This window comes from Burkholderia sp. PU8-34 (genome assembly GCF_053427725.1).
Map to the genome: position 1 here is coordinate 97,898 of NZ_JBSAXC010000016.1, position 24,429 is coordinate 122,326.

Annotated in this window: 17 protein-coding genes; 13 read left to right on the forward strand and 4 right to left on the reverse strand. The window is 66.9% G+C overall.

The window, feature by feature from the left end; translation table 11 throughout:
* Window positions 1-2 precede the first annotated feature (2 nt).
* The 6 genes from ACV22Z_RS28845 to ACV22Z_RS28870 all read left to right on the forward strand — a co-directional run bounded on the left by ACV22Z_RS28845 (window position 3) and on the right by ACV22Z_RS28870 (window position 7,031).
* The gene (locus tag ACV22Z_RS28845) at window positions 3-542 is read left to right on the forward strand and encodes a F0F1 ATP synthase subunit delta (RefSeq protein WP_448079657.1); all 540 of its coding nucleotides are present in this window, start codon (window positions 3-5) and stop codon (window positions 540-542) included.
* Between the two features lie 44 nt (window positions 543-586).
* The gene (gene atpA, locus ACV22Z_RS28850; protein WP_448079658.1) at window positions 587-2,128 is read left to right on the forward strand and encodes a F0F1 ATP synthase subunit alpha; all 1,542 of its coding nucleotides are present in this window, start codon (window positions 587-589) and stop codon (window positions 2,126-2,128) included.
* Between the two features lie 71 nt (window positions 2,129-2,199).
* Entirely contained in the window at window positions 2,200-3,075 is an 876-nt protein-coding gene (atpG, locus tag ACV22Z_RS28855; RefSeq protein ID WP_448079659.1) for a F0F1 ATP synthase subunit gamma, read from the forward strand.
* Window positions 3,076-3,141: 66 nt separating this feature from the next.
* Window positions 3,142-4,536 carry a F0F1 ATP synthase subunit beta gene (gene atpD / locus ACV22Z_RS28860; RefSeq protein ID WP_448079660.1) on the forward strand — a complete coding sequence of 465 codons (1,395 nt, stop codon included), beginning with the start codon at window positions 3,142-3,144 and terminating at the stop codon, window positions 4,534-4,536.
* 155 nt (window positions 4,537-4,691) lie between these two features.
* Window positions 4,692-5,117 (forward strand): F0F1 ATP synthase subunit epsilon, encoded by a 426-nt coding sequence (locus ACV22Z_RS28865; RefSeq protein ID WP_448079661.1) that lies wholly within the window; start codon window positions 4,692-4,694, stop codon window positions 5,115-5,117.
* 186 nt (window positions 5,118-5,303) lie between these two features.
* Window positions 5,304-7,031, forward strand: a complete 1,728-nt coding sequence (locus ACV22Z_RS28870; RefSeq protein ID WP_448079662.1) for an AMP-binding protein — start codon at window positions 5,304-5,306, stop codon at window positions 7,029-7,031.
* A 244-nt stretch (window positions 7,032-7,275) separates the two neighbouring features.
* Here ACV22Z_RS28870 and ACV22Z_RS28875 read toward each other — a convergent pair whose 3' ends face one another.
* Window positions 7,276-7,491 carry a hypothetical protein gene (locus ACV22Z_RS28875; protein WP_448079663.1) on the reverse strand — a complete coding sequence of 72 codons (216 nt, stop codon included), beginning with the start codon at window positions 7,489-7,491 and terminating at the stop codon, window positions 7,276-7,278.
* 107 nt (window positions 7,492-7,598) lie between these two features.
* Here ACV22Z_RS28875 and ACV22Z_RS28880 point away from each other — a divergent pair, with 107 nt between their 5' ends.
* Window positions 7,599-7,988: a CoA-binding protein gene (locus ACV22Z_RS28880; protein ID WP_448079664.1), complete on the forward strand. Its 390-nt coding sequence runs from the start codon at window positions 7,599-7,601 to the stop codon at window positions 7,986-7,988.
* A gap of 56 nt (window positions 7,989-8,044) precedes the next feature.
* Here the strand turns inward: ACV22Z_RS28880 and ACV22Z_RS28885 are convergent, their stop codons facing one another.
* Complete coding sequence (locus ACV22Z_RS28885; protein ID WP_448079665.1) at window positions 8,045-8,857, reverse strand: transporter substrate-binding domain-containing protein; 813 nt, start codon at window positions 8,855-8,857, stop codon at window positions 8,045-8,047.
* A gap of 150 nt (window positions 8,858-9,007) precedes the next feature.
* Between ACV22Z_RS28885 and hemE the strand changes: the two genes are divergently transcribed.
* From hemE to ACV22Z_RS28905, 4 genes are all read left to right on the forward strand, one after another.
* Window positions 9,008-10,102: a uroporphyrinogen decarboxylase gene (gene hemE, locus ACV22Z_RS28890; protein WP_448079666.1), complete on the forward strand. Its 1,095-nt coding sequence runs from the start codon at window positions 9,008-9,010 to the stop codon at window positions 10,100-10,102.
* 448 nt (window positions 10,103-10,550) lie between these two features.
* Window positions 10,551-12,812, forward strand: coding sequence for a primosomal protein N' (locus ACV22Z_RS28895; protein WP_448079667.1), 2,262 nt, complete (start codon window positions 10,551-10,553; stop codon window positions 12,810-12,812).
* Between the two features lie 519 nt (window positions 12,813-13,331).
* Window positions 13,332-17,264, forward strand: coding sequence for a trifunctional transcriptional regulator/proline dehydrogenase/L-glutamate gamma-semialdehyde dehydrogenase (gene putA / locus ACV22Z_RS28900; protein ID WP_448079668.1), 3,933 nt, complete (start codon window positions 13,332-13,334; stop codon window positions 17,262-17,264).
* A gap of 85 nt (window positions 17,265-17,349) precedes the next feature.
* Entirely contained in the window at window positions 17,350-18,489 is a 1,140-nt protein-coding gene (locus ACV22Z_RS28905) for a branched-chain amino acid ABC transporter substrate-binding protein (protein ID WP_448079669.1), read from the forward strand.
* Between the two features lie 143 nt (window positions 18,490-18,632).
* Here ACV22Z_RS28905 and ACV22Z_RS28910 read toward each other — a convergent pair whose 3' ends face one another.
* Together ACV22Z_RS28910 and ACV22Z_RS28915 are read right to left on the reverse strand one after the other, a co-directional pair.
* Window positions 18,633-20,144 (reverse strand): class I adenylate-forming enzyme family protein, encoded by a 1,512-nt coding sequence (locus ACV22Z_RS28910; RefSeq protein WP_448079670.1) that lies wholly within the window; start codon window positions 20,142-20,144, stop codon window positions 18,633-18,635.
* Between the two features lie 48 nt (window positions 20,145-20,192).
* A complete protein-coding gene (locus ACV22Z_RS28915; RefSeq protein ID WP_448079671.1) occupies window positions 20,193-21,845 on the reverse strand; it encodes an acyl-CoA dehydrogenase family protein in 1,653 nt (550 codons plus the stop codon).
* Between the two features lie 323 nt (window positions 21,846-22,168).
* On the opposite strand from ACV22Z_RS28915, the gene ACV22Z_RS28920 reads away from it, so the two are divergent.
* Together ACV22Z_RS28920 and ACV22Z_RS28925 are read left to right on the forward strand one after the other, a co-directional pair.
* The gene (locus ACV22Z_RS28920; RefSeq protein WP_448079672.1) at window positions 22,169-22,849 is read left to right on the forward strand and encodes a TetR/AcrR family transcriptional regulator; all 681 of its coding nucleotides are present in this window, start codon (window positions 22,169-22,171) and stop codon (window positions 22,847-22,849) included.
* A 360-nt stretch (window positions 22,850-23,209) separates the two neighbouring features.
* On the forward strand, window positions 23,210-24,364 hold the full coding sequence (locus tag ACV22Z_RS28925; RefSeq protein ID WP_448079673.1) for a methionine aminotransferase: 1,155 nt from the start codon (window positions 23,210-23,212) through the stop codon (window positions 24,362-24,364).
* The last annotated feature ends 65 nt before the right edge of the window (window positions 24,365-24,429 follow it).

The window sequence follows — 24,429 nt, forward strand, 5'->3', positions numbered from 1 at the left end:
TCATGGCCGAACTTGCAACCATCGCCCGCCCTTACGCAGAAGCGCTGTTCCGCGTGGCAGAGGGGGGTGACATCGCCGCCTGGTCCACGCTCGTGCAAGAGCTGGCCCAGGTTGCGCAACTGCCCGATGTGCTCTCCGTAGCGACGAATCCGAAGGTGACCCGCGCGCAAGTGGCCGAGCTGCTGCTTGCCGCGGCGAAGTCGCCACTCGCGGCCGCCGCCGAGGCGAAGAACTTCGTGCAGATGCTGGTCGACAATCATCGCATCGCGCTGCTGCCGGAAATCGCCGAGCAGTTCGAAGCGCTCAAGAACGAGCGTGAAGGCTCTGCCGACGCAACGATCGTCAGCGCGTTCCCGCTGAACGGCACCGACCTCGAAGGTCTTGTCGTGAGCCTCGAGCGCAAGTTCAAGCGCAAGCTGAAGCCGACGGTCGAAGTCGATTCGTCGCTGATCGGCGGCGTGCGCGTGACGGTCGGCGACGAAGTGCTCGACACCTCGGTTCGCGCGCGCCTCGCATCGATGCAGGCTGCGTTGACCGCCTGAGCGCCACGCCGGCACGCAACAGAATTGACTATCAGGAGCGAATAATGCAACTCAATCCCTCTGAGATCAGCGAGCTGATCAAGAGCCGGATCCAGGGCCTTGAAGCGAGCGCAGACGTTCGCAACCAGGGCACCGTGATCTCCGTGACCGACGGTATCGTGCGCATCCACGGCCTGTCGGACGTGATGCAGGGCGAAATGCTCGAGTTTCCGGGCAACACGTTCGGCCTCGCGCTGAACCTCGAGCGTGACTCGGTCGGCGCGGTGATTCTCGGCGAATACGAACACATCTCGGAAGGCGACATCGTCAAGACGACGGGCCGCATTCTCGAAGTCCCGGTTGGTCCGGAACTCGTCGGCCGCGTGGTCGACGCGCTCGGCAACCCGATCGACGGCAAGGGCCCGGTCAACGCGAAGCTGACCGACGCGATCGAAAAGATCGCCCCGGGCGTGATCTGGCGTAAGTCGGTGTCGCAGCCGGTGCAGACGGGCCTGAAGTCGATCGACGCGATGGTGCCGATCGGCCGTGGCCAGCGTGAGCTGATCATCGGCGACCGTCAGTGCGGCAAGACCGCGGTGGCGCTCGACACGATCATCAACCAGAAGGGCAAGGACCTGATCTGTATCTACGTCGCGATCGGCCAGAAGGCTTCGTCGATCATGAACGTGGTTCGCAAGCTGGAAGAAACCGGCGCGATGGAATACACGATCGTCGTCGCTGCTTCGGCATCGGATTCCGCCGCGATGCAGTACCTCGCACCGTACGCGGGCTGCACGATGGGCGAATACTTCCGCGACCGCGGCCAGGACGCGCTGATCATCTATGACGACTTGACCAAGCAAGCCTGGGCATACCGTCAGATCTCGCTGCTGCTGCGCCGTCCGCCGGGCCGTGAAGCATACCCGGGCGACGTGTTCTATCTGCACTCGCGTCTGCTCGAGCGCGCTGCACGCGTGTCGGAAGAGTACGTCGAGAAGTTCACGAACGGCGAAGTGAAGGGCAAGAGCGGCTCGCTGACGGCACTGCCGGTCATCGAAACGCAAGCGGGCGACGTGACCGCGTTCGTTCCGACGAACGTGATCTCGATCACCGACGGCCAGATCTTCCTGGAAACCGACCTGTTCAACGCGGGCATCCGTCCGGCAATCAACGCCGGCGTGTCGGTGTCGCGAGTCGGTGGCGCCGCGCAGACGAAGGTCGTGAAGAAGCTGTCGGGCGGTATCCGTACCGACCTCGCGCAGTACCGTGAACTCGCTGCGTTCGCACAGTTCGCATCGGACCTCGACGAAGCGACCCGCAAGCAGCTCGAGCGCGGCCGCCGCGTGACGGAACTGCTGAAGCAGCCGCAGTACCAGCCGCTGCAGGTGTGGGAACTGGCCGTGTCGCTGTACGCCGCGAACAACGGTTACTTCGACGACCTCGACGTCAAGCAGGTGCTGCCGTTCGAGAAGGGCCTGCGCGAATTCCTGAAGACCAGCCACGCTGAGCTCATCAAGCGCATCGAAGACACCAAGGACCTCTCGAAGGACGACGAAGGCGCGCTGCGCGCGGCGATCGAGTCCTTCAAGAAGTCGGGTGCCTATTGATCCGCGAGTGACACACTGAGGCCGCGCGGGTAGCGTCACGCGCCCGCGCGGCTTCGGTCAAGGAGCAAGCTATGGCTGGAATGAAGGAAATTCGCGGCAAGATCAAGAGCGTGCAGAACACGCGCAAGATCACGAAGGCGATGGAGATGGTGGCTGCATCGAAGATGCGCCGCGCGCAGGAACGCATGCGCGCTGCTCGTCCGTATGCGGACAAGGTCCGTGCCATTGCCGCGCACATGAGCCGCGCGAACCCGGAGTACCGCCACCCGTTCATGGTGGCAAACGAAGGCGCGAAGACGGCCGGCATCATCCTCGTCACGACCGACAAGGGTCTGTGCGGCGGCCTGAACACGAACGTGCTGCGCGCGACGGTGCAGAAGTTCAAGGAGCTGGAAGAGAAGGGCCAGAAGGTCGAAGCCACCGCGATCGGCGGCAAGGGCCTCGGGTTCCTGAACCGTTTCGGCGCGAAGGTGATGTCGCAGGTCGTGCACCTCGGCGACACCCCGCACCTCGACAAGCTGATCGGCGCGGTGAAGACGCAGCTCGATCTGTACTCGGAAGGCAAGCTGTCGGCGGTTTATCTCGCGTACACGCGCTTCGTCAACACGATGAAGCAGGAAGCGGTGATCGAACAGCTGCTGCCGCTCGCGTCGGAGCACTTCGAGGCGAATGACGGTACGCCGGCCACGTCGTGGGACTACATCTACGAGCCGGACGCGCAGGCAGTCGTCGACGAACTGCTCGTGCGTTACGTCGAGGCGCTGGTGTACCAGGCCGTCGCGGAAAACATGGCGTCCGAGCAATCGGCGCGGATGGTCGCGATGAAGGCTGCGTCCGACAACGCGAAGACCGTGATCAGCGAGCTGCAGCTTGTGTACAACAAGAGCCGTCAGGCAGCGATCACGAAGGAACTGTCGGAGATCGTCGGCGGCGCTGCTGCTGTTTAAGCGCGCGCCCCGAACGACAACTGCGCCTTTGCGCGAGTAAAGAATCAGGTATTTAAAGGAAAAGCGATGAGTACTGCTGCTTTGGTAGAAGGCAAGATCGTACAGTGCATCGGCGCCGTTATCGACGTGGAATTCCCGCGCGAAAGCATGCCGAAGATCTACGACGCGCTCATTCTGGAAGGCTCGGAACTGACGCTCGAAGTCCAGCAGCAGCTGGGCGACGGCGTGGTCCGCACCATCTGTCTGGGTGCATCCGACGGCCTGCGCCGCGGCCTGACCGTGAAGAACACGAGCAAGCCGATTTCGGTGCCGGTCGGCAAGCCGACCCTCGGCCGGATCATGGACGTGCTCGGCCGTCCGATCGACGAGGCTGGCCCGATCGAGAGCGAACACACGCGTTCGATCCACCAGAAGGCACCTGCGTTCGACGAACTGTCGCCGTCGACCGAACTGCTCGAAACGGGTATCAAGGTCATCGACCTGATCTGCCCGTTCGCAAAGGGCGGCAAGGTTGGCCTGTTCGGCGGTGCTGGCGTGGGCAAGACCGTCAACATGATGGAGCTCATCAACAACATCGCGAAGGAGCACGGTGGTTACTCCGTGTTCGCGGGCGTGGGCGAGCGTACCCGTGAAGGGAACGACTTCTACCACGAAATGAAGGACTCGAACGTTCTCGACAAGGTCGCGCTGGTATACGGCCAGATGAACGAGCCGCCGGGCAACCGTCTGCGCGTCGCGCTGACCGGCCTGACGATGGCCGAGCACTTCCGTGACGAAGGCCTCGACGTGCTGTTCTTCGTCGACAACATCTACCGTTTCACGCTGGCCGGTACCGAAGTGTCGGCACTGCTCGGCCGTATGCCGTCGGCAGTGGGCTATCAGCCGACGCTGGCTGAAGAAATGGGCAAGCTGCAGGAACGCATCACGTCGACCAAGAAGGGCTCGATTACGTCGGTCCAGGCCGTGTACGTCCCTGCGGACGACTTGACCGACCCGTCGCCGGCGACCACCTTCGGCCACCTGGACGCAACCGTCGTTCTGTCGCGTGACATCGCTTCGCTGGGTATCTACCCGGCGGTCGACCCGCTCGACTCGACGTCGCGCCAGATCGACCCGAACGTGATCGGTGAAGAGCACTACTCGATCACCCGTCGCGTTCAGCAGACGCTGCAGCGCTACAAGGAACTGCGCGACATCATCGCGATTCTGGGCATGGACGAACTGTCGCCGGAAGACAAGCTGTCGGTCGCACGCGCGCGTAAGATCCAGCGTTTCCTGTCGCAGCCGTTCCACGTCGCTGAAGTGTTCACGGGCTCGCCGGGCAAGTACGTGCCGCTGAAGGAAACGATCCGTGGCTTCAAGATGATCGTCGACGGCGAGTGCGACCACCTGCCGGAACAGGCGTTCTACATGGTCGGCACGATCGACGAAGCCTTCGAGAAGGCCAAGAAGATCCAGTAAGGGCTTGAGTGAGTAGCACGCTGGCGTGGTCCGGCCGGGATTGACAGTCCGACTGACAATCCCGGCAGCCACGCCGACCGCAACACGCTCAACCCGCCGTGCATGGGACGAGGGCAGGCGCCGCGAGGCGTTCGCACTCGTCGACAGGAGTCGATATGGCAACCATCAAAGTAGACGTCGTCAGCGCGGAAGAGCAGATCTTCTCGGGCCAGGCGAAGTTCGTCGCGCTGCCGGGCGAAGCGGGTGAGCTGGGCATCCTGCCGGGCCACACGCCGCTGATCACGCGGATTCGTCCGGGTGCGGTGCGCATCGAGGTCGAGAACGGCAACGACGAATTCGTGTTCGTCGCGGGCGGCATTCTCGAAGTGCAGCCGGGCGCCGTGACGGTGCTCGCCGACACCGCGATCCGCGGCAAGGATCTCGACTCGGCGAAGGCCGAGGAAGCGCGCAAGCGCGCCGAGGAAACGCTGCAGAACGCGAAGTCGGACATCGACCTCGCGAAGGCGCAATCCGAGCTCGCGACCGCGATGGCGCAGCTCGAAGCGATCCAGCGTCTGGCGAAGATTCGCAGCCGGCACTGAGCCGCGCAGCACGCGAAAGAAAGCAGCCTCCGGGCTGCTTTTTTTTCGCCTGCGGATTGCGCCGCGCGGGGGCGGCGCCGTCCGGTCGTGCTATTTCATCCGGTCGCCGTGAATTGATGTCAGAGTGTCGTCAGCGGAGCACGGCATCATCCGCATGATCAGATCATAAGACTCATGGAGACACTCATGGCAGCAGATCCACGTGTTGAGGCGCTGATCGCGCCCGAAAACGGACTGTCGTATGTGCGCGGCGCGACCGACGTTCCGCTGTCCGAAGCGACGATCGGCCAGTTCCTGCGGGACACCGCCGCACGCTTTCCCGACCGCCCGGCCGTGGTGTTTCGCGAGCAGCGCGTGCGCTGGACCTGGCGCGAATTCGTGGCCGAAGTCGACGTGCTGGCCGCCGGCCTCGCGGCGCTCGGGATCGTCGCCGGCGATCGCGTCGGGATCTGGTCGCCGAACCGTAGCGAATGGCTGCTGACCCAGTTCGCGACCGCCCGGATCGGTGCGGTCCTCGTCAACATCAATCCCGCGTACCGGCTTGCCGAACTCGACTATGCGCTGAACAAGGTCGGCTGCAAGGCCGTGATCGCCGCCGAGCGCTTCAAGTCGTCCGGCTACGTCGAGATGCTGCAGACGATTGCGCCGGAACTCGCGACTGCGGTGCCGGGCGACCTGCATGCCGTGCGCGTGCCGAGCCTGCGCATCGTCGTGTCGATGGGCGAGGTTGCGCCCGCCGGCATGTTCCGCTTCGCCGACGTGATGGAGCGCGGCCGCGGCACGGTCGATACGGCCGCGCTCGACGCGCGCGGCGCGACGCTTTCGTCGCGCGATCCGATCAACATCCAGTTCACGAGCGGCACGACCGGCAACCCGAAGGGCGCGACGCTCACGCATCGCAACGTCGTCAACAATGCGCGCTTCATCGCGATGGCGATGCGCTTCAGCGAGCAGGACGCGCTGTGCATTCCGGTGCCGCTGTATCACTGCTTCGGGATGGTGCTCGCGGTGCTCGCATGCGTATCGAAGGGCGCGGCGATGGTGTTCCCCGGCGAGGCGTTCGATCCGGTGGCGACGCTTGCGGCGGTCGCCGAAGAACGCTGCACCGCGCTGCACGGCGTGCCGACGATGTTCATCGCGGAGCTCGATCATCCGGACTTCGCGAAGTACGACCTGTCGACGCTGCGCACGGGCATCATGGCCGGCTCGCCGTGCCCGATCGAGACGATGAAGCGCGTCGTGTCGCAGATGCACCTGTCGGAGATCACGATCGCATACGGGATGACCGAAACGAGCCCCGTGTCGTTCCAGAGCTCGACCGACGATCCGCTCGAGAAGCGCACGACGACGGTCGGCCGCGTCCAGCCGCATCTGGAAGTGAAGATCATCGATCCGAGCGGCGGCACCGTGCCGGTGGGGGCGACGGGCGAGCTTTGCACGAAGGGCTACTCGGTGATGCTCGGCTACTGGGACGACGAGGAGAAGACGCGCGACGTGCTGATCGACAGCTGGATGCACACGGGCGACCTCGCGACGCTCGACGCGGACGGCTACTGCAACATCGTCGGCCGGCTGAAGGACATGCTGATCCGTGGCGGCGAGAACGTCTATCCGCGCGAAATCGAGGAATTCCTGTTTCGTCATCCGAAGATTCAGAGCGCGCAGGTGTTCGGCGTGCCGGACCCGAAATACGGCGAGGAAGTGTGCGCGTGGATCGTGTTGCGCGCGGGCGAACAGATGACCGAGGACGACGTGCGTGCGTTCTGCCAGGGGCAGATCGCGCACTACAAGATTCCGCGCTATATCCGCTTCGTCGACGAGCTGCCAATGACGGTCACCGGCAAGGTGCAGAAGTTCGTGATGCGTCAGCAGATGATCGACGAGCTGAAGCTCGACGTGCAGCGGACTGCGTGAAGCGGGAATGTGAAGCGGCGGGGATTGTGACGCGGGAAACGTGGCGGCCAGCGGGCCGTCACGCTTTCGATGGACGAAAAAAAGCGGGCTTATTAGCCCGCTAAAAACCACACGCTACGGGGTTAGCGCGAGGAGACCAAAGATGGAACGCGTCCGGTACGACAACCGGAAACGACTCCAACAAGGATGCCCCTGGGTAGGGCTTCGGTACATGACCGACGGGCTCGCAGCGCTTCGCGTCCGCTCACACTTGGCACACGAGACCGCATCCGTGTTGAAACCGTTGAAGGCCATTGTGGGCGAATTGATCGGCCATCGCGGTAACAAAGTGTTTCAGGTTGTAACGCCCGCCAGATAAGGCTCCCCGGGATTTTTTGCTGTTTTTCGGGATCCTGATCAGGTCATTTTTGCCAACATTTCCGAAAGTGTTTTCATCCCGTGCGCGTGATGCGTTTTTCATGCGTGATAGGCTCGGCTGATTCCACAATTGCACGCAAAAAAATGCACTGCACAGAGGATTCGATGTCAGACGATTCAATCATCAGAAAGATTTTGAAACGTGATCGGGTGATTGCGGTAGTCGGCCTTTCGGATAAACCCTATCGCCCGAGCCATGGCGTCGCCGAATACATGCAGCAGGCCGGTTACCGGATCGTGCCGGTCAATCCGGTGCTCGACGGGCAGCGCGTGCTCGGCGAACGCTGCCATGCATCGCTGCCCGCGGCGGCTGCCGCGCTCGCACGCGACGGCATCGCGATCCAGATGGTCGACGTGTTCCGCAAATCGTCGGAGGTGGCGGCCGTCGCCGACGACGCGATCGCGATCGGCGCGCAGTCGCTGTGGCTGCAGCTCGGCGTGATCGACGAGGCCGCCGCCGCGCGCGCACGCGCGGCGGGGCTCGATGTGGTGATGGATCACTGCGTGATGGTCGAACACCGGCGGCTCGGCATCGACTGAGCGCTGTCAGCCGAGCGGCGGCACGCAACGCGCGCCGACGCGTTGCCCGCATCGCATCACTTCAGCCATTTGTCCGAGATCGCCTGGAATTCGCCGTTCGACAGCGACAGGTGCAACCACTGGTCGACGTACTGCTGGAACACGACGTCGCCGCGCGGCACCATGTACGCCTTCTCGCCGAACTGGAACGGCTTGTCCGGATGCACCGAGCACAGGCCGGGGTTCAGCTTTTGCTGCAGCAGCGTCTCGGACGCGTCGGTCACCATCACGTCCGCCTTGCCCGCGAGGATCTGCTTGAAGATCGTCACGTTGTCCGGGTAGACGGTGACGTTCGCATGCGTGAAATGCTGCTTCGCAAAACGCTCGTTGGTGCCGCCGGGGTTCACGATCACGCGCGTGTCGGGGCGGTCGATCTGCGCGACCGTCTGGTATCTGTCGGCGTCGGCGCAGCGTGCGATCGGCGTCTTGCCGTCGGTCATGTACGGCTGCGTGAAGAACGCATGCTTCTGGCGCTCGAGCGTCGTCGACACGCCACCGACCGCGATGTCGCACTTCGCGACGAAATCGGCGGTCAGGCTCGGCCAGCTCGTCTTCACGTAGTCGGCCTTCACGCCGAGCGATTTCGCGAGCGCATCCGCCATGTCGATGTCGATGCCCTCGAACCGGCCGTCCGCGCGGTAGTACGAATACGGCTTGTAGTCGCCCGTCGTGCAGATGCGCAGCGTGCCGCGTGCAAGCACGTCGTCGAGCCGCGAGCCGGCGGCGCCCGGCGTGCTGCCCGTCTCCGCCGCATGCGCGGCCGCGGCGCACGTCAGCGTCATTGGCAGCATCACGGCGGCGGCGGCCGCGATCGTTGCGAGCTTCTTCATCGGTCTCCTCCCTGGTTCGTTTCGATATGAGCGTCCGATCATAACGGAGCCATCGCGCGCGTCATATGGCCGCCATCGGTCCCGCGCACGCAGCGTGTCGGCGCCGCTCCGGTAAAATGCGCTTTTGCCTTGCGCATCGTCGAACTCAACGTGGCCCATACCCTGCTCAACGACACCTTCCTGCGTGCGCTTCTGCGCGAGCCGACCGATTACACGCCGATCTGGCTGATGCGCCAGGCGGGCCGCTACCTGCCCGAGTACAACGCGACGCGCGCGCGCGCGGGCAGCTTCCTCGGCCTCGCGAAGAACCCCGACTACGCGACCGAAGTGACGCTGCAGCCGCTCGAGCGCTTCCCGCTCGACGCCGCGATCCTGTTCTCGGACATCCTGACGATTCCTGACGCGATGGGGCTCGGCCTCGACTTCCAGGTCGGCGAAGGGCCGAAGTTCGCGCATCCGGTGCGCACCGAGGCGGACGTCGCGAAGCTCGCGGTGCCGGATATCGACGCGACGCTCGGCTACGTGACCGACGCGGTGCGCGAGATCCGCCGTGCGCTCACCGACGGCCAGGGCCGCCAGCGGGTGCCGCTGATCGGTTTCTCGGGCAGCCCGTGGACGCTCGCGTGCTACATGGTCGAAGGCGGCGGCTCGGACGACTTCCGCACCGTCAAGTCGATGGCGTATTCGCGTCCCGACCTGATGCACCGGATCCTCGACATCAATGCGCAGGCGGTCGCCGCCTACCTGAATGCGCAGATCGACGCGGGCGCGCAGGCCGTGATGATCTTCGACACGTGGGGCGGCGCGCTGGCGGACGGCGCGTACCAGCGCTATTCGCTCGACTACATCCGGCGCGTGGTGTCGCAGCTCAAGCGCGAGCATGACGGCGAGCGCGTACCGGTGATCACGTTCACGAAGGGCGGCGGGCTGTGGCTCGAGGAAATCGCGTCGACGGGCGTCGACGCGGTCGGGCTCGACTGGACGGTCAACGTCGGCGCCGCGCGCGAGCGCGTGGCGGGCCGCGTCGCGCTGCAGGGCAACCTCGATCCGACGATCCTGTTTGCGCCGCCGGCCGCGATCCGCGAGCAGGCGCGCGCGGTGCTCGACAGCTACGGCAACCACCCGGGCCACGTGTTCAACCTCGGGCACGGCATCTCGCAGTTCACGCCGCCCGAGCACGTCGCCGAACTGGTCGACGAAGTGCACAACCACAGCCGCGCCATTCGTAGCGGAGCCGCGCACTGATGGCAAGCGCAGTCATGCTGCGGTGCGGCGTCGCACCGTTTCGCAGGCTGCGCTAAACAGGGCGCAACCCCGCCCGGGTTGGCGATCCGCAGCTTGTCAAGACTTGACTTATACACATTTTCCACGTTGCAGCGCGGTAGAGCCCCGTATCGGTCAATTTGCCCCGCTATGATTCGGGAATTTGAATAGCAGCCTTATGGAATAAGGCTTCGCGGTTACCGATTGCAGATCCGAAAAGGCAGCGGAAGGCACGGCCCCGTGTGCTTTCCGCGCAGTCGATGTCGAGTTCTCAACAAAGTTATCCACAGGCTGGTCAGGGTATACGGCGATTCTTAATGCGAATCCAAAACTTAGCGCCGAATCTGAAGTTCTACTTTAAGTTCGTCGTCACGCTACGGAAGCAAATGTATGCGTGCTGCGCGGGCCGCATTGCCGCCGGAGCACGGTAATGGACGGCACCTACCTGCGGGTGGCGCTCGATCACCCGCTCGCGACCCTGTTCGACTACCGCTGCGATGCGCAACCGGCGCCCGCGCCCGGCACGCTCGTGCAGGTGCCGTTCGGCAAGCGGCACGCCGTCGGGCTCGTCTGCGAAGTGACGACTCACACAGATGTGTCGCCGTCACGGCTGCGCGCGGTCGACGCGATCTGCGCCGACCTGCCGCCGCTGTCCGCCGACTGGCTGGCGCTCGTGTCGTTCGCGGCCGACTACTATCAGCGCGGCCGCGGCGAGGTCGCGCTGCCGGCGCTGCCGCAGGCGCTGCGTGATGCAGGGCGCTGGGGCCGGCTGCTCGCGCCGGAGGTCCGCTACCGCGTGACCGATGGCGGCCGCGCGGCGCTGCCCGATGCGTTGCCCGCGCGCGCTGCTGCGTTGCGGCGGCTTGCGCAGGCGCTCGTCGACACCGAATCGCTGGGCCTGCCCGACGCCCGCGCGCTGCATCCGAAGGCCGTGGCGACGCTCGACGACTGGGCGGCCCAGGGCTGGGTCGATGTCGACGAAATCGGCTGGGCGGACAACCCTGTGCCCAAGTCTGTGGATAACCTGTCGACAAGCGGTGGACGAACTGTGCCGCCGCCGCTGACCGACCAGCAGGCCGAGGCGCTCGACGCGATCCGTGCCGCGCAGGGCTTCGCGCCGTTCCTGCTGCACGGCGTGACGGGCAGCGGCAAGACCGAGGTCTATCTGCATGCGCTGGCGTCGCTGCTGGACGCGCGGCCCGATGCGCAGGCGCTCGTGCTCGTCCCCGAAATCAACCTGACGCCGCAGTTCGAGGCCGCGTTTCGCGCGCGCTTCGCCGGCACGCTCGCGGCGGACGCGATCGTCACGCTGCACAGCGGCCTCGCAGAAGGCGAGCGCGCGCGCAACTGGCTCGCGGCGCACACGGGCCGGGCGCGAATTGTGCTCGGCACGCGCCTCGCGGTGCTCGCGTCGCTGCCGACGCTTGCGCTGATCGTCGTCGACGAGGAGCACGAACCCGCGTACAAGCAGCAGGAAGGCCTGCGCTATTCGGCGCGCGACCTCGCGGTGTGGCGCGCGAAGCAGCTCGGCATCCCGGTCGTGCTCGGCTCCGCGACGCCGTCGCTCGAAACCTGGTGGCAGGCCGAGCAGGGGCGCTACACGCGGCTCACGCTGTCGCGCCGCGCGGTCGCCGATGCCGTGTTGCCGAGCGTGCGGCTGGTCGATCTCGAGGAAGAGCGGCGGCGCGGGCGCGCGTCGCAGGGCGGGCTGTCGGGCCCGCTCGTCGCGGCGCTGAAGACGCGGCTCGAGCGTAGCGAGCAGAGCCTCGTGTTCCTGAACCGGCGCGGCTACGCACCGCAGCTCGCGTGCGATGCGTGCGGCTGGGTTGCCGGCTGCCCGCGCTGCAGCGCGTACGTCGTGTTGCACAAGCCCGAGCACGCGCTGCGCTGCCACCACTGCGGCTGGGAGGCGCGCATTCCGCGCTCGTGTCCCGAGTGCGGCAACGTCGACATCGCGCCGCTCGGCCGCGGCACGCAACGCATCGAGGAGGCGCTCGCCGAGGCCGTGCCCGGCGCGCGAATCCTGCGGATCGACGCCGACAGCACGCGCCGCAAGGGCAGCGCGCAGGCGCTGTTCTCCGATGTGCACGCGGGCGAGGTCGACATCCTGGTCGGCACGCAAATGATTGCGAAGGGTCACGATTTCCAGCGCGTGTCGCTCGTCGGCGTGCTCAATGCCGATACCGCGCTGTTTTCGCACGACTTCCGCGCGAGCGAGCGGCTGTTCGCGCAGCTGATGCAGGTGAGCGGCCGCGCGGGCCGCGCCGGGCTGCCCGGCGAAGTGCTCGTGCAGACGCGTTATCCGCGCCATGCGCTGTATCACGCGCTCGCGCGCCAGGATTACGTCGGCTTCGCGAATTCGACGCTCGGCGAGCGGCGCGACGCGCATCTGCCGCCGTTCGTCTACCAGGCGCTGCTGCGCGCGGAAGGGCGCACGCTCGACGCGGCGATCGCGTTCCTGCAGCAGGCCGCCGCCGCGCTGCCGGGGCTGCCCGGCGCGGATCGCGTGACGGTGTATGACGCGGTGCCGATGACGATCGTGAAGGTCGCGAACGTTCATCGTGCGCAGCTGCTTCTCGAAAGCGCATCGCGGGCGGCGCTGCAGCATGCGCTGCGCGCGTGGCAATACGAGCTGCGCGCGCTGAAGGGCGTGCTGCGGTGGAGCGTCGAGGTCGATCCGCTGGATATCTGACGCATTGGCACGCGCGTCGCGGCGCGCATGCGACCGCCCGTCGCCTGTCGCCCACCGCCCACCGCCCACCGCCCACCGCCCACCGCCCACCGCCCACCGCCCACCGCCCACCGCCCACCGCCCACCGCCCACCGCCCACCGCCCACCGCCCACCGCCCACCGCCCACCGACCACCGACCACCGACCACCGACCACCGACCACCGACCACCGACCACCGACCACCGACCACCGACCACCGCCGCCACCGCCTTTCAAGGCCATCGCAACCTGCTTTTCACCGGCCCGGTACACGAACGGGGTTGCCCAAACGTGTCCGCACACGCAGGATCAGGGAAAATCCCGATCCCCCTACCGCGGGCAACTCCTAGGTTGCAACTCGATAAGCCGCTGATTATATTGAATATTCTGTGGGTGCAACCGATTCGGAAATTTGGTTGCACCTTTTTATTGCGTGCCGTAGGATTTCGCGCATCCTCTCACGTCAATTGGCCGGTCCTCCGCCGGCGCACGAACCCATCATGGCAAGCACCACCCTTGGCGTCAAAGTCGACGATCTGCTCCGCTCGCGCCTGAAAGACGCCGCAGCGCGACTCGAACGGACTCCCCACTGGCTGATCAAGCAGGCGATCTTCGCGTACCTCGAACGGATCGAGCACGGCCAGCTGCCGCCGGAACTGTCCGGCCACAGCGGCGTCACCGAGCTCGCCGACGGCCAGGGCGGCGACGGCGACGACGACAACTCCCCGCATCCGTTCCTCGAATTCGCACAGAACGTGCAGCCGCAATCGGTGCTGCGCGCGGCGATCACCGCCGCGTACCGCCGCCCCGAGCCGGAATGCGTGCCGTTCCTGCTCGGCCAGGCGCGGCTGCCCGCGAACCTGCAGGCGGACGTGCAGGCGCTCGCGACGCAGCTCGTCGAGTCGCTGCGCGAGAAGAGCTCGGGTGGCGGTGTCGAAGGGCTGATCCACGAGTTCTCGCTGTCGAGCCAGGAAGGCGTCGCGCTGATGTGTCTCGCCGAAGCGCTGCTGCGCATTCCGGACCGCGCGACCCGCGATGCGCTGATCCGCGACAAGATCAGCAAGGGCGACTGGCGCTCGCACGTCGGCCACGCGCCGTCGCTGTTCGTCAACGCGGCGACCTGGGGGCTGATGATCACCGGCAAGCTCGTGACGACCAACAGCGAAGCGGGGCTGTCGTCGGCGCTCACGCGCCTGATCGGCAAGGGCGGCGAGCCGCTGATCCGCAAGGGCGTCGACATGGCGATGCGCCTGATGGGCGAGCAGTTCGTCACCGGCGAGACGATTTCCGAAGCGCTCGCGAACAGCCGCAAGTACGAAGCGCGCGGCTTCCGCTACTCGTACGACATGCTCGGCGAAGCGGCGACGACCGAAGAGGACGCGCAGCGCTACTACGCATCGTACGAGCAGGCGATCCACGCGATCGGCAAGGCGGCCGGCGGCCGCGGCATCTACGAAGGCCCGGGCATCTCGATCAAGCTGTCGGCGCTGCACGCGCGCTACTCGCGCTCGCAGCAGGAACGCACGATGACCGAGCTGCTGCCGCGCGTGCGCTCGCTCGCGCTGCTCGCGCGCCGCTATGACATCGGCCTGAACATCGACGCCGAGGAAGCCGACCGTCTCGAACTGTCGCTCGACCTGCTCGAGGCGCTGTGCTTCGATCCGGAGCTGGCCGGCTGGAACGGCATCGGCTTCGTCGTGCAGGGTTACCAGAAACGCTGCCCGTTCGTGATCGACTACCTGATCGATCTCGCACGCCGCAGCCGTCACCGGCTGATGATCCGCCTCGTGAAGGGCGCGTACTGGGACAGCGAGATCAAGCGCGCGCAGGTCGACGGCCTCGAAGGCTATCCGGTCTATACGCGCAAGATCTACACGGACGTGTCGTACCTCGCGTGCGCGAAGAAGCTGCTCGCGGCGCCGGACGCCGTCTATCCGCAGTTCGCGACGCACAACGCGTACACGCTCGCCGCGATCTATCACCTCGCGGGCCAGAACTACTACCCGGGCCAGTACGAATTCCAGTGCCTGCACGGGATGGGCGAGCCGCTCTATGAAGAAGTGACGGGCCGCGACAAGCTGAACCGTCCGTGCCGCGTGTACGCGCCGGTCGGCACGCACGAGACGCTGCTTGCATACCTCGTGCGCCGCCTGCTCGAAAACGGCGCGAACACGTCGTTCGTGAACCGTATCGCAGATAAGACCGTGTCGGTGAAGGAGCTGGTTGCCGATCCGGTCGACGAAGCATCGAAGGTCATGCCGCTCGGCGCGCCGCACGCGAAGATCCCGCTGCCGCGCCACCTGTACGGCGACGAGCGTGCCAACTCGATGGGCCTCGACCTGTCGAACGAGCATCGCCTCGCGTCGCTGTCGTCCGCGCTGCTCGCAAGCGCGCATCATCCGTGGCGCGCCGCGCCGCTGCTCGCCGACGGCACGCTCGCCGACGCGCCGGCCCGCGACGTGCGCAACCCGGCCGACCAGCGCGACCTCGTCGGCACGGTCAGCGAAGCGACATCCGAGCACGTGAGCGCGGCGCTCGCGCACGCGGTGGCCGCCGCGCCGATCTGGCAGGCGACGCCGGTCGATGCGCGCGCCGACTGCCTCGCGCGTGCCGCCGATCTCCTCGAAGCGCAGATGCACACGCTGATGGGCCTGATCGTGCGCGAAGCCGGCAAGTCGCTGCCGAATGCGATCGCGGAAATTCGCGAAGCAGTCGACTTCCTGCGCTACTACGCCGCGCAGATCCGCGACGAATTCTCGAACGACACGCACCGTCCGCTGGGCCCGGTCGTCTGCATCAGCCCGTGGAACTTCCCGCTCGCGATCTTCATGGGCCAGGTGGCAGCCGCGCTGGCGGCCGGCAACACGGTGCTCGCGAAGCCGGCCGAACAGACGCCGCTGATCGCGGCTCAAGCCGTGCGCATCCTGCGCGAGGCCGGCGTGCCGGCCGGTGCGGTGCAACTGCTGCCGGGCACCGGCGAGACGGTCGGTGCGGCGCTGGTGGCCGACGCGCGCACCCGCGCGGTGATGTTCACCGGCTCGACCGAAGTCGCGCGCCTGATCAACAAGACGCTGTCGGCACGCCTCGACCCGGACGGCAAGCCGATTCCGCTGATCGCCGAGACGGGCGGCCAGAATGCGATGATCGTCGATTCGTCGGCGCTCGCGGAGCAGGTCGTCGCGGACGTGATGCAGTCGTCGTTCGACTCGGCCGGTCAACGATGTTCGGCGCTGCGCGTTCTGTGTCTGCAGGACGATGTTGCCGACCGCACGCTGACGATGCTGAAGGGTGCGATGCAGGAACTCGCGCTCGGCAACCCCGATCGCCTGTCGACGGACGTCGGCCCGGTGATCGACAGTGAAGCGAAGCAGACGATCGATACGCACGTCGCGACGATGAAGGACAAGGGCAACGCGGTCACGCAGCTGACGGCGCCGGACGCATGCGCGCACGGCACGTTCGTGCCGCCGACGCTGATCGAGATCGGCAGCATCGACGAACTGAAGCGCGAGGTGTTCGGCCCCGTGCTGCACGTCGTGCGGTATCGCCGCAGCGCGCTGGACAAGCTGCTCGAGCAAATCCGCTCGACCGGCTATGGCCTGACGCTCGGCATCCACACGCGGATCGACGAGACGATCGCGCACGTGATCGACCGCGCGCACGTCGGCAACATCTACGTGAACCGCAACGTGATCGGCGCGGTGGTCGGCGTGCAGCCGTTCGGCGGCGAAGGTCTGTCGGGCACGGGCCCGAAGGCTGGCGGCGCGCTGTACCTGCAGCGCCTGCTCGCGACGCGTCCGTCCGGCCTGCCGCGCTCGCTCGCGGACATGCTGGTCGCGGACGACGTGGCCGAAGGCGACAAGCATGACCGTCCGGCGGCCGCGCTGACGGCGCTGCGCGACTGGCTGATCGAGCAGCGCGAGCCCGCGCAGGCGGCACGCTGCGACGGCTACCTCGCGCAGGTGCCGGCGGGCGCGACCGCGGTGCTGACGGGCCCGACGGGCGAGCGAAACACGTATACACTCGGCCCGCGCGGCACGGTGCTGTGCGTCGCGGCGACGCCGAGCGGCGCGCGTGCGCAGTTCGCGGCGGTGCTCGCCACCGGCAACCGTGCACTGTTTGCCGGCGCGGCGGGCGAGGCGCTCGTCGCCGCGCTGCCGGCGGCGCTGAAGGCGCATGCGGGCGTGCGCAAGCAGGCCGATGCGGCGTTCGACGCGGTGCTGTTCGAAGGCGACAGCGACGAGCTGCAGACGCTGGTGAAGGAAGTCGCGCAGCGGCCGGGCCCGATCGTGTCGGTGCAGGGCGTGTCGGCAGGCGCGTTCGAGCACGGCGATGCGGAAGACTACGCGCTCGAGCGTCTGCTGACCGAGCGCTCGGTCAGCGTGAACACCGCGGCGGCGGGCGGCAATGCGAATTTGATGACGATCGGCTGACCATCCCTGCCGTTCGGATCAATAGAAAGGAAGCGGCTAGGCGATCCCGAAGCCGCTCCATTTACCCTGGTACCTAGGAGATGCTATGCAACACACGATGAAAAAGCTGGCAGGCGCGACCTTCGTCGCAGTCATGTCGCTTGCGGGGACGGCCCATGCGGATGACGTGAAGATCGGCTACGCCGGGCCGATGACGGGTGCGCAGGCGCACTACGGCAAGGACATGCAGAACGGCATCGTGCTCGCGATCGAAGACTTCAACGCGACGAAGCCGTCGATCGGCGGCAAGCCGGTCAAGTTCGTGCTCGACACGCAGGACGACCAGGCCGACCCGCGCACGGGCACGACGGTTGCTCAGAAGCTCGTCGACGACGGTATCAAGGGCATGCTCGGCCACTTCAACTCGGGCACGACGATCCCGGCCTCGCGCATTTACGCTAACGCAGGCATTCCGCAGATCGCGATGGCGACCGCGCCGGAATACACGCAGCAGGGCTACAAGACGACCTTCCGCATGATGACGTCCGACACGCAGCAGGGCTCGGTGGCGGGCACGTTCGCGTCGAAGGATCTCGGCATGAAGAAGATCGCGATCGTCGACGACCGCACGGCCTACGGCCAGGGTCTTGCCGACCAGTTCGAGAAGGCCGCGAAGGCCGGCGGCGCGACGATCGTCGACCGCGAGTTCACGAACGACAAGGCGGTGGACTTCAAGGCGATCCTGACCAAGCTGAAGGCGGCGCAGCCGGATCTCGTGTACTACGGCGGCGCGGATTCGCAGGCAGCGCCGATGGTCAAGCAGATGAAGGCGCTCGGCTTCAAGGCACCGCTGATGAGCGGCGAAATGGTGAAGACGCCGACGTTCCTGAAGATCGCGGGTGACGCGGCTGACGGCACGATCGCGTCGCTCGCCGGCCTGCCGCTCGACGAGATGCCCGGCGGCAAGTCGTACGCCGACAAGTACAAGAAGCGCTTCGGCGAAGACGTGCAGACCTACTCGCCGTATTCGTACGACGGCGCGATGGCGCTGTTCAACGCGATGAAGAAGGCGAACTCGACCGATCCGGCGAAGTACCTGCCGATGCTCGCGAAGACCGACATGGCGGGCGTCACGTCGACGCACGTCGCGTACGACGCGAAGGGCGACCTGAAGAACGGCGGCATCACGATGTACAAGGTCGAGAAGGGCGAGTGGAAGCCGCTGAAGAGCATCGGCGGCAAGTAAATACTGCGAGGGCGGGCGGCGGTGATCGTTGCCCGGCCGATCGCTCGAAAGCCACCGGGCTGCGAGGTCCGGTGGCTTTTTCTTTGTCCGGCCTGATGCCGCACGTCGCACGCACCCCGCACGCACCCCGCACGCGTCACGCCTCACGCGCGGCCGCCGCGCCTGCGCAGCAGGAACTTCTGCAGCTTGCCGGTCGGCGTGCGCGGCAACGCGTCCGCGAACACGACTTCGCGCGGCACCTTGTACGCGGCGAGCCGCGCGCCGCAGAACGCGCGCAGTGCGTCTGCATCGCGCGCCGCGCCTGAGCGCACGACGACGTGCGCGACCACCGTCTCGCCCCAGTCCGGATGCGGGACGCCGACGACCGCCGCCTCGATGACGTCCGGATGCGCGCTCAGCACATCCTCGACTTCCTTCGAATAGACGTTCTCGCCGCCGGTGACGATCATGTCCTTCAGACGGTCGACGAGGAACAGGTAGCCATCCTGATCGATGCGCGCAACGTCGCCGGTGCGGTACCAGCCGCCCGGCGCGAACGCGGCACGCGTCGCGGCCGGATCGTCGAGGTAGCCGAGCATCATGCTGTCGGCCTTCAGCCAGATCTCGCCGGTGTCGCCGGGCTGCGCGTCGCCGCCGTCCGTGCGCACGACGCGCAGGTCGACGCCGGGGGCGCCGCTGCGTCCGATCGAGCCCGCCTTCGCGGTCTGCTCGCCCGGATACAGTGCGGTGCCGCTCGGGCCCGTTTCGGTCATTCCGTACACCTGATAGAACGCGTCTCGGTACGCGTGCGCAAGCCGCTCGGCCTGCGCGGCGCCGATCGGCCCGCCGCCGTAGATCCACGCGCGCACGCTCGTCAGGTCGAATGCGGCAAAGCCTTCGATCGTATCGAGCGGCAGCGTGTACGACACCGGTGCCCCGAAATACAGCGTGATGCGCTCGCGTTCGACCGCTTGCAGGAAGCGCAGCGGATGGTATTCGCGCAGCAGCACGACAGTGCCGCCGACGTACAGCGTGCCGCCGAACCAGTTGTTGAGCGGCGACGAATGCCAGATCGGCATCGCCATCAGCGTGCGCTCGTCGTGCGTGATCGACAGCGCGACGGCGGCCTGCATCGCCGCGAGCGTCACCGTGCGATGGCTGTGCACGCAGCCTTTCGGGCGGCCGGTCGTGCCGGACGTGTAGAGGATCTGCGCAACGTCGTCGTCGGCGGGTTCGATGCCGGCGATGCCGTCCAGCGTCGCGAGCATCTTGTCGAAGCACGGCAGCCCGTCGAGCGCGCCTTCGGTCGACAGGCGCCGCGCCGGATACGCAACGCGTTCGAGCACGCCGGCGAGCGAGGCATCGAACAGGATCACCTTGCTGCGGCTGTGCTCGAGCACGTAGTCGACTTCCGGCGCCTGCAGCTTGTGGTTGACCGGCACGAACGCCGCGCCGAGCCGCCATGCGCCGAACAGCGCGTCGACGAACGCGGGCGTGTTGAAGCACATTGCGGCGACGCGGTCGCCGGCCGCCACGCCGAGTGCACTCAGCACGGCCGCCGCGCGGTGCGAACGGTCGCGCGCCTGGGCATACGTGATCGTCGCGCCGTCGTGGCGCAGGAACGGTTTGTCGGGCGTGGCGCGCGCGGCGCGGTCGAGGGCGGCGACGAGGTTCATCTGAGGCTCCGGGGCGAAGGGCGGCGGGCAGCGGGTGAGGCAGCGCCGTCAGGCCGGATACGCGCGCTGCAGCAGCGCGGCGATATCGACGCCGCGCGGATCGAAGCCGCCGGCGATGCGGCCCCACGCCGGCTCGGCGAGCCGCGTCGCGATGAACGCGTCGGCCACCGCGGCGGGCGCGTCGCGGCGCAGCAGGCACGCCTGCGCGGCGAGCACGAGGCGCTGCGCGAACAGGCGGCCGGACGCCTCGAGCGTGTCGGGCGGCGCGGCGAGCATCGCGCGCAGCGTGTCGAGCGCCGCGCGCAGACGCGGCTCCCCGGCGGCCATGTCGTTCAGTTCGCCGAGCAGCGCGGCGGCGGCGTCCGGCTCGCGCGACATCGCGCGCAGCACGTCGATGCACATCACGTTGCCGGAGCCTTCCCAGATCGAATTGACGGGCGCCTCGCGGAACAGCCGCGAGATCGGGCCGTCGTCGACGTAGCCGTTGCCGCCGAACACTTCCATCACTTCGCCGGTGAGCTCGACCGCGCGCTTGCAGACCCAGAATTTCGCGGCGGGCGTGACGATCCGCTTCCACGCTTGTTCGATCGGCGTATCGCCGCGTTCGAACGCGGTCGCGAGCCGCATCGCGAGCGCGAGCGCTGCTTCGCTTTCGAGCGCGAGATCGGCGAGCACCGTGCGCATCAGCGGCTGCTCGGCAAGCGCACGGCCGAATGCGTGGCGCTGCCGCGTGTACGCGATCGCCTGCACGACGCCATGGCGCAGCATCGCCGCGCTGCCGAGCACGCAGTTCAGGCGCGTGTAGGTTGCCATCTCGATGATGGTCGGAATCCCGCGGCCTTCGTCGCCGAGCATGATGCCCCACGCGTCGCCGAGCTCGATCTCGCTGCTCGAGTTGCTGCGGTTGCCGACCTTGTTCTTCAGGCGCTGGATCTCGACCGCGTTCTTCGTGCCGTCGGGCAGCCAGCGCGGCACATAGAAGCACGACGGGCTGCCGGTGTCGGTGCGCGCGACGACGAGATGCGCGTCGCACATCGGCGCCGAGAAGAACCACTTGTGGCCGCGCAGCAGATATTCGCCGCCGCGGCCGCCCGCGCCGACCGGCGTCGCGAGCGTCGTGTTCGCGCGCACGTCGGAGCCGCCCTGTTTCTCGGTCATCCCCATCCCGAACCAGACCGAGCGCTTTTGCGCGATCGGCACGTCGCGCGGGTCGTAGACGTCGCTGTAGAGCTTGTCGCGCAGCAGGTCCCACAGTGCGGGCTCCTTCTGCAGCACGGGGATCGCGGCCTGCGTCATCGTCGCCGGGCACAGCGTGCCGGCTTCGATCTGGCCGTGCAGGTAGAAGCCGGCGGCAGTCGCGGCCCAGCGGCCGGGCCGCGTGTCGCGGAACGCGAGCGACACGAAGCCTTCCTCGCGGTACATGCCGAGCAGCGTGTGCCACGCCGGGTGAAAGTCGACGCGGTCGATGCGCCGGCCGCGCCGGTCGAACGCGTTCAGCTCCGGCGGATGACGGTTCGCGTCTTCGGCGAGCTGCGCGGTGTCGGCGCTGCCGAGCCGCGCGCCGTATGCGTCGAGCTGCGGCACGGCCCAGTCGGCACCGGCGCGCGCCAGCGCGTCGCGCAGCGCGGCGTCGGTCGCAAAGAGGTTATAGTCGACCAGTTCGTCGAACTGGTTCGCGACTGCGTGCGTCGGTCCCGTCATCGATTTGTCTCCAGTGTTGGCCTGAGTTGGCGCTTTGGCGCTTGATGAGGTCCGATGTTTCGCGGTCGGCCTGGGTTGATCAGGTCTCATGCTTCGCGGTCGGCCTGGGTTGGCGCTTCGGCGCTTGATCAGGTCTCATGCTTCGCGGTCGGCCTGAGTTGGCGCTTCAGCGCTTGCTCAGGTCCGATGCTTCGCGGTCCGCCTGGGTTAGTGCTTCAGCACTCAGGCAGGCCCATGCATCGTAGGCGACCGGAGTTGACGCTTCGCCGCTTGCGCCGGCCCCGTGCAAATCTCGTCATGTCCTCATTTTCAGAGTAGCAAATATGCCGCCGCGACATGTTCAGGTTCCGGCGCCGCCCGGCCGCCCGGCGGCGCAACCCCGGCCCGCGTTGCGCCGCCGGCCGCGCCAGCCGCGCGCGCAGGCGACGTCCGACGCGCTGCAACAGGCATTTGTTCAGCTTTGGCTCGAGCGCGGCTACGCGAAGGCGACGATCCGCGAGATCGCGGCCGTCGCGGGCGTGAGCGTCGGCACGTTCTACGAGTATTTCGGCGACAAGCAGAGCCTCGCGGCCCTGTGCATCCACCGTCGCGTGCAGGCGCTGGCCGACCGGCTGCGCGCAGCCGCGCACGCGCTGCGCGGCGCGCCGCGCGCGGAGGTCGCCGCCGCGCTCGTCGATCTGCAGGTCGATGTTGTGCAGGCGGACTCGGCGCTGTGGAGCGGGCTCTTCGCGCTCGAGCGGCAGGTGTCGCCGCTTGCTGCGTACCGGCGGCATTACGACGGTTACGTCGCGTTGTGGCGGGATGCGCTGGCCGGAGCCGCCGATCCGCCGCCGGCGGCGCGGCTCGACGCGCTCGCGCGGATGGCGCATGCGGCTTGCTACGGGTGGATCTCGCAGTCGCTGCTGACGCTCGGGCCCGCGCTCGATGCGCACGCGTTGCGCGGCGAGCTGCAGGCGGTGCTGCGCGCGTATCTGGCGGCGGTGCCGGCGGTATCGGGCGAATAAGGGCGAAAAGATCGAAAAGATCGAAAAGATCGAAAAGATCGAAAAGATCGAAAAGATCGAAAAGATCGAAAAGATCGAAAAGATCGAAAAGATCGAAAAGATCGAAAAGAGCGGGACGAGCGGGACGAGCGGGACGAGCCGGCGCGCACCGGCGCACGATGTGCGTGAATTCGTCCGCCGCATGCCGTGGCCGCCAAACGCCGTGAACTCATGGCTCTATCGGTGACGAGCCATGAGCAGAATGCATGGCTGCCATGACGAAGTTTCGATTGTCCGTCGATATTGGATCGGGCTAAATCCTCCTCAACAGCCGGGCCGCACGATCGCGCCCGCCAATCAGGCATCAAGCAAGGAGGAGTCATGCGAAGCGCCACCGCGCCCCGTTCGAAGCTGCCCGACGTCGGGACCACGATCTTTACCGTGATCGGCCAGCTCGCCGCGCAGCACGATGCGCTGAACCTGTCGCAGGGCGCGCCCAATTTCGCGCCGGATCCGGCGCTCGTCGAAGGCGTGGCGCGTGCGATGCGCGACGGGCATAACCAGTACGCGCCGATGGCCGGCGTCGCGCAGTTGCGCGACCGGCTCGCCGAGAAGACCGAAGCGCTGTACGGCACGCGCTACGACCCGGCGACCGAGGTCACGGTAATCGCGAGCGCAAGCGAAGGACTCTATGCGGCGATCAGCGCGCTCGTGCATCCGGGCGACGAGGTGATCTACTTCGAACCGTCGTTCGACAGCTACGCGCCGATCGTGCGGATGCAGGGCGCGACACCCGTGGCGATCAAGCTGTCGCCCGAGCATTTCCGCGTCGACTGGGACGAGGTCGCCGCCGCGATCACCCCGCGTACGCGGATGATCATCGTCAACACGCCGCACAACCCGACCGCCACCGTGTTCTCCGCCGACGATCTCGCGCGGCTCGCGCAGCTCACGCGCGACACCGACATCGTGGTCCTGTCGGACGAGGTCTACGAGCACGTGGTGTTCGACGGCGCGCAGCACCAGAGCATGGCGCGCAGCCGCGAACTCGCCGAACGCAGCGTGATCGTGTCGTCGTTCGGCAAGTCGTTCCACGTGACCGGCTGGCGTGTCGGCTATTGCCTCGCACCGGCCGAGCTGATGGACGAGATCCGCAAGGTGCACCAGTTCATGGTGTTTTCGGCCGATACGCCGATGCAGATCGCGTTCGCCGACATCCTCGCGCAGCCCGACAGCTATCTCGGCCTGTCGGCGTTCTACCAGGCGAAGCGCGACCTGCTCGCGCGCGAGCTTGCCGATTCGCGCTTCGAGCTGCTGCCGAGCGAGGGCTCGTTCTTCATGCTCGCGCGCTTCCGGCATTTCTCCGACGAGCGCGACAGCGATTTCGTGCTGCGCCTGATCCGCGACGCGCGCGTCGCGACGATTCCGCTGTCGGCGTTCTACGCCGACGGCACCGATGCCGGCGTGATCCGGCTCAGCTTCTCGAAGGACGACGCGACGCTGATCGAAGGCGCGCGCCGCTTGCGCACGGTCTGAGCGGGATGCCGGCGGCCGCCGGCGCACGAAGACCCACGCTTCAGGTTTTGCATGGGACCGAACCA

Coding starts and splice junctions, on each gene's coding strand:
- ACV22Z_RS28845 (WP_448079657.1), top strand. CDS start 3: ATGGCCGAACTTGCAACCATCGCCCGCCCTTACGCAGAAGCGCTGTTC.
- atpA (WP_448079658.1), top strand. CDS start 587: ATGCAACTCAATCCCTCTGAGATCAGCGAGCTGATCAAGAGCCGGATC.
- atpG (WP_448079659.1), top strand. CDS start 2,200: ATGGCTGGAATGAAGGAAATTCGCGGCAAGATCAAGAGCGTGCAGAAC.
- atpD (WP_448079660.1), top strand. CDS start 3,142: ATGAGTACTGCTGCTTTGGTAGAAGGCAAGATCGTACAGTGCATCGGC.
- ACV22Z_RS28865 (WP_448079661.1), top strand. CDS start 4,692: ATGGCAACCATCAAAGTAGACGTCGTCAGCGCGGAAGAGCAGATCTTC.
- ACV22Z_RS28870 (WP_448079662.1), top strand. CDS start 5,304: ATGGCAGCAGATCCACGTGTTGAGGCGCTGATCGCGCCCGAAAACGGA.
- ACV22Z_RS28875 (WP_448079663.1), bottom strand. CDS start 7,491: ATGAAAAACGCATCACGCGCACGGGATGAAAACACTTTCGGAAATGTT.
- ACV22Z_RS28885 (WP_448079665.1), bottom strand. CDS start 8,857: ATGAAGAAGCTCGCAACGATCGCGGCCGCCGCCGCCGTGATGCTGCCA.
- ACV22Z_RS28895 (WP_448079667.1), top strand. CDS start 10,551: ATGGACGGCACCTACCTGCGGGTGGCGCTCGATCACCCGCTCGCGACC.
- putA (WP_448079668.1), top strand. CDS start 13,332: ATGGCAAGCACCACCCTTGGCGTCAAAGTCGACGATCTGCTCCGCTCG.
- ACV22Z_RS28905 (WP_448079669.1), top strand. CDS start 17,350: ATGCAACACACGATGAAAAAGCTGGCAGGCGCGACCTTCGTCGCAGTC.
- ACV22Z_RS28910 (WP_448079670.1), bottom strand. CDS start 20,144: ATGAACCTCGTCGCCGCCCTCGACCGCGCCGCGCGCGCCACGCCCGAC.
- ACV22Z_RS28915 (WP_448079671.1), bottom strand. CDS start 21,845: ATGACGGGACCGACGCACGCAGTCGCGAACCAGTTCGACGAACTGGTC.
- ACV22Z_RS28920 (WP_448079672.1), top strand. CDS start 22,169: ATGCCGCCGCGACATGTTCAGGTTCCGGCGCCGCCCGGCCGCCCGGCG.
- ACV22Z_RS28925 (WP_448079673.1), top strand. CDS start 23,210: ATGCGAAGCGCCACCGCGCCCCGTTCGAAGCTGCCCGACGTCGGGACC.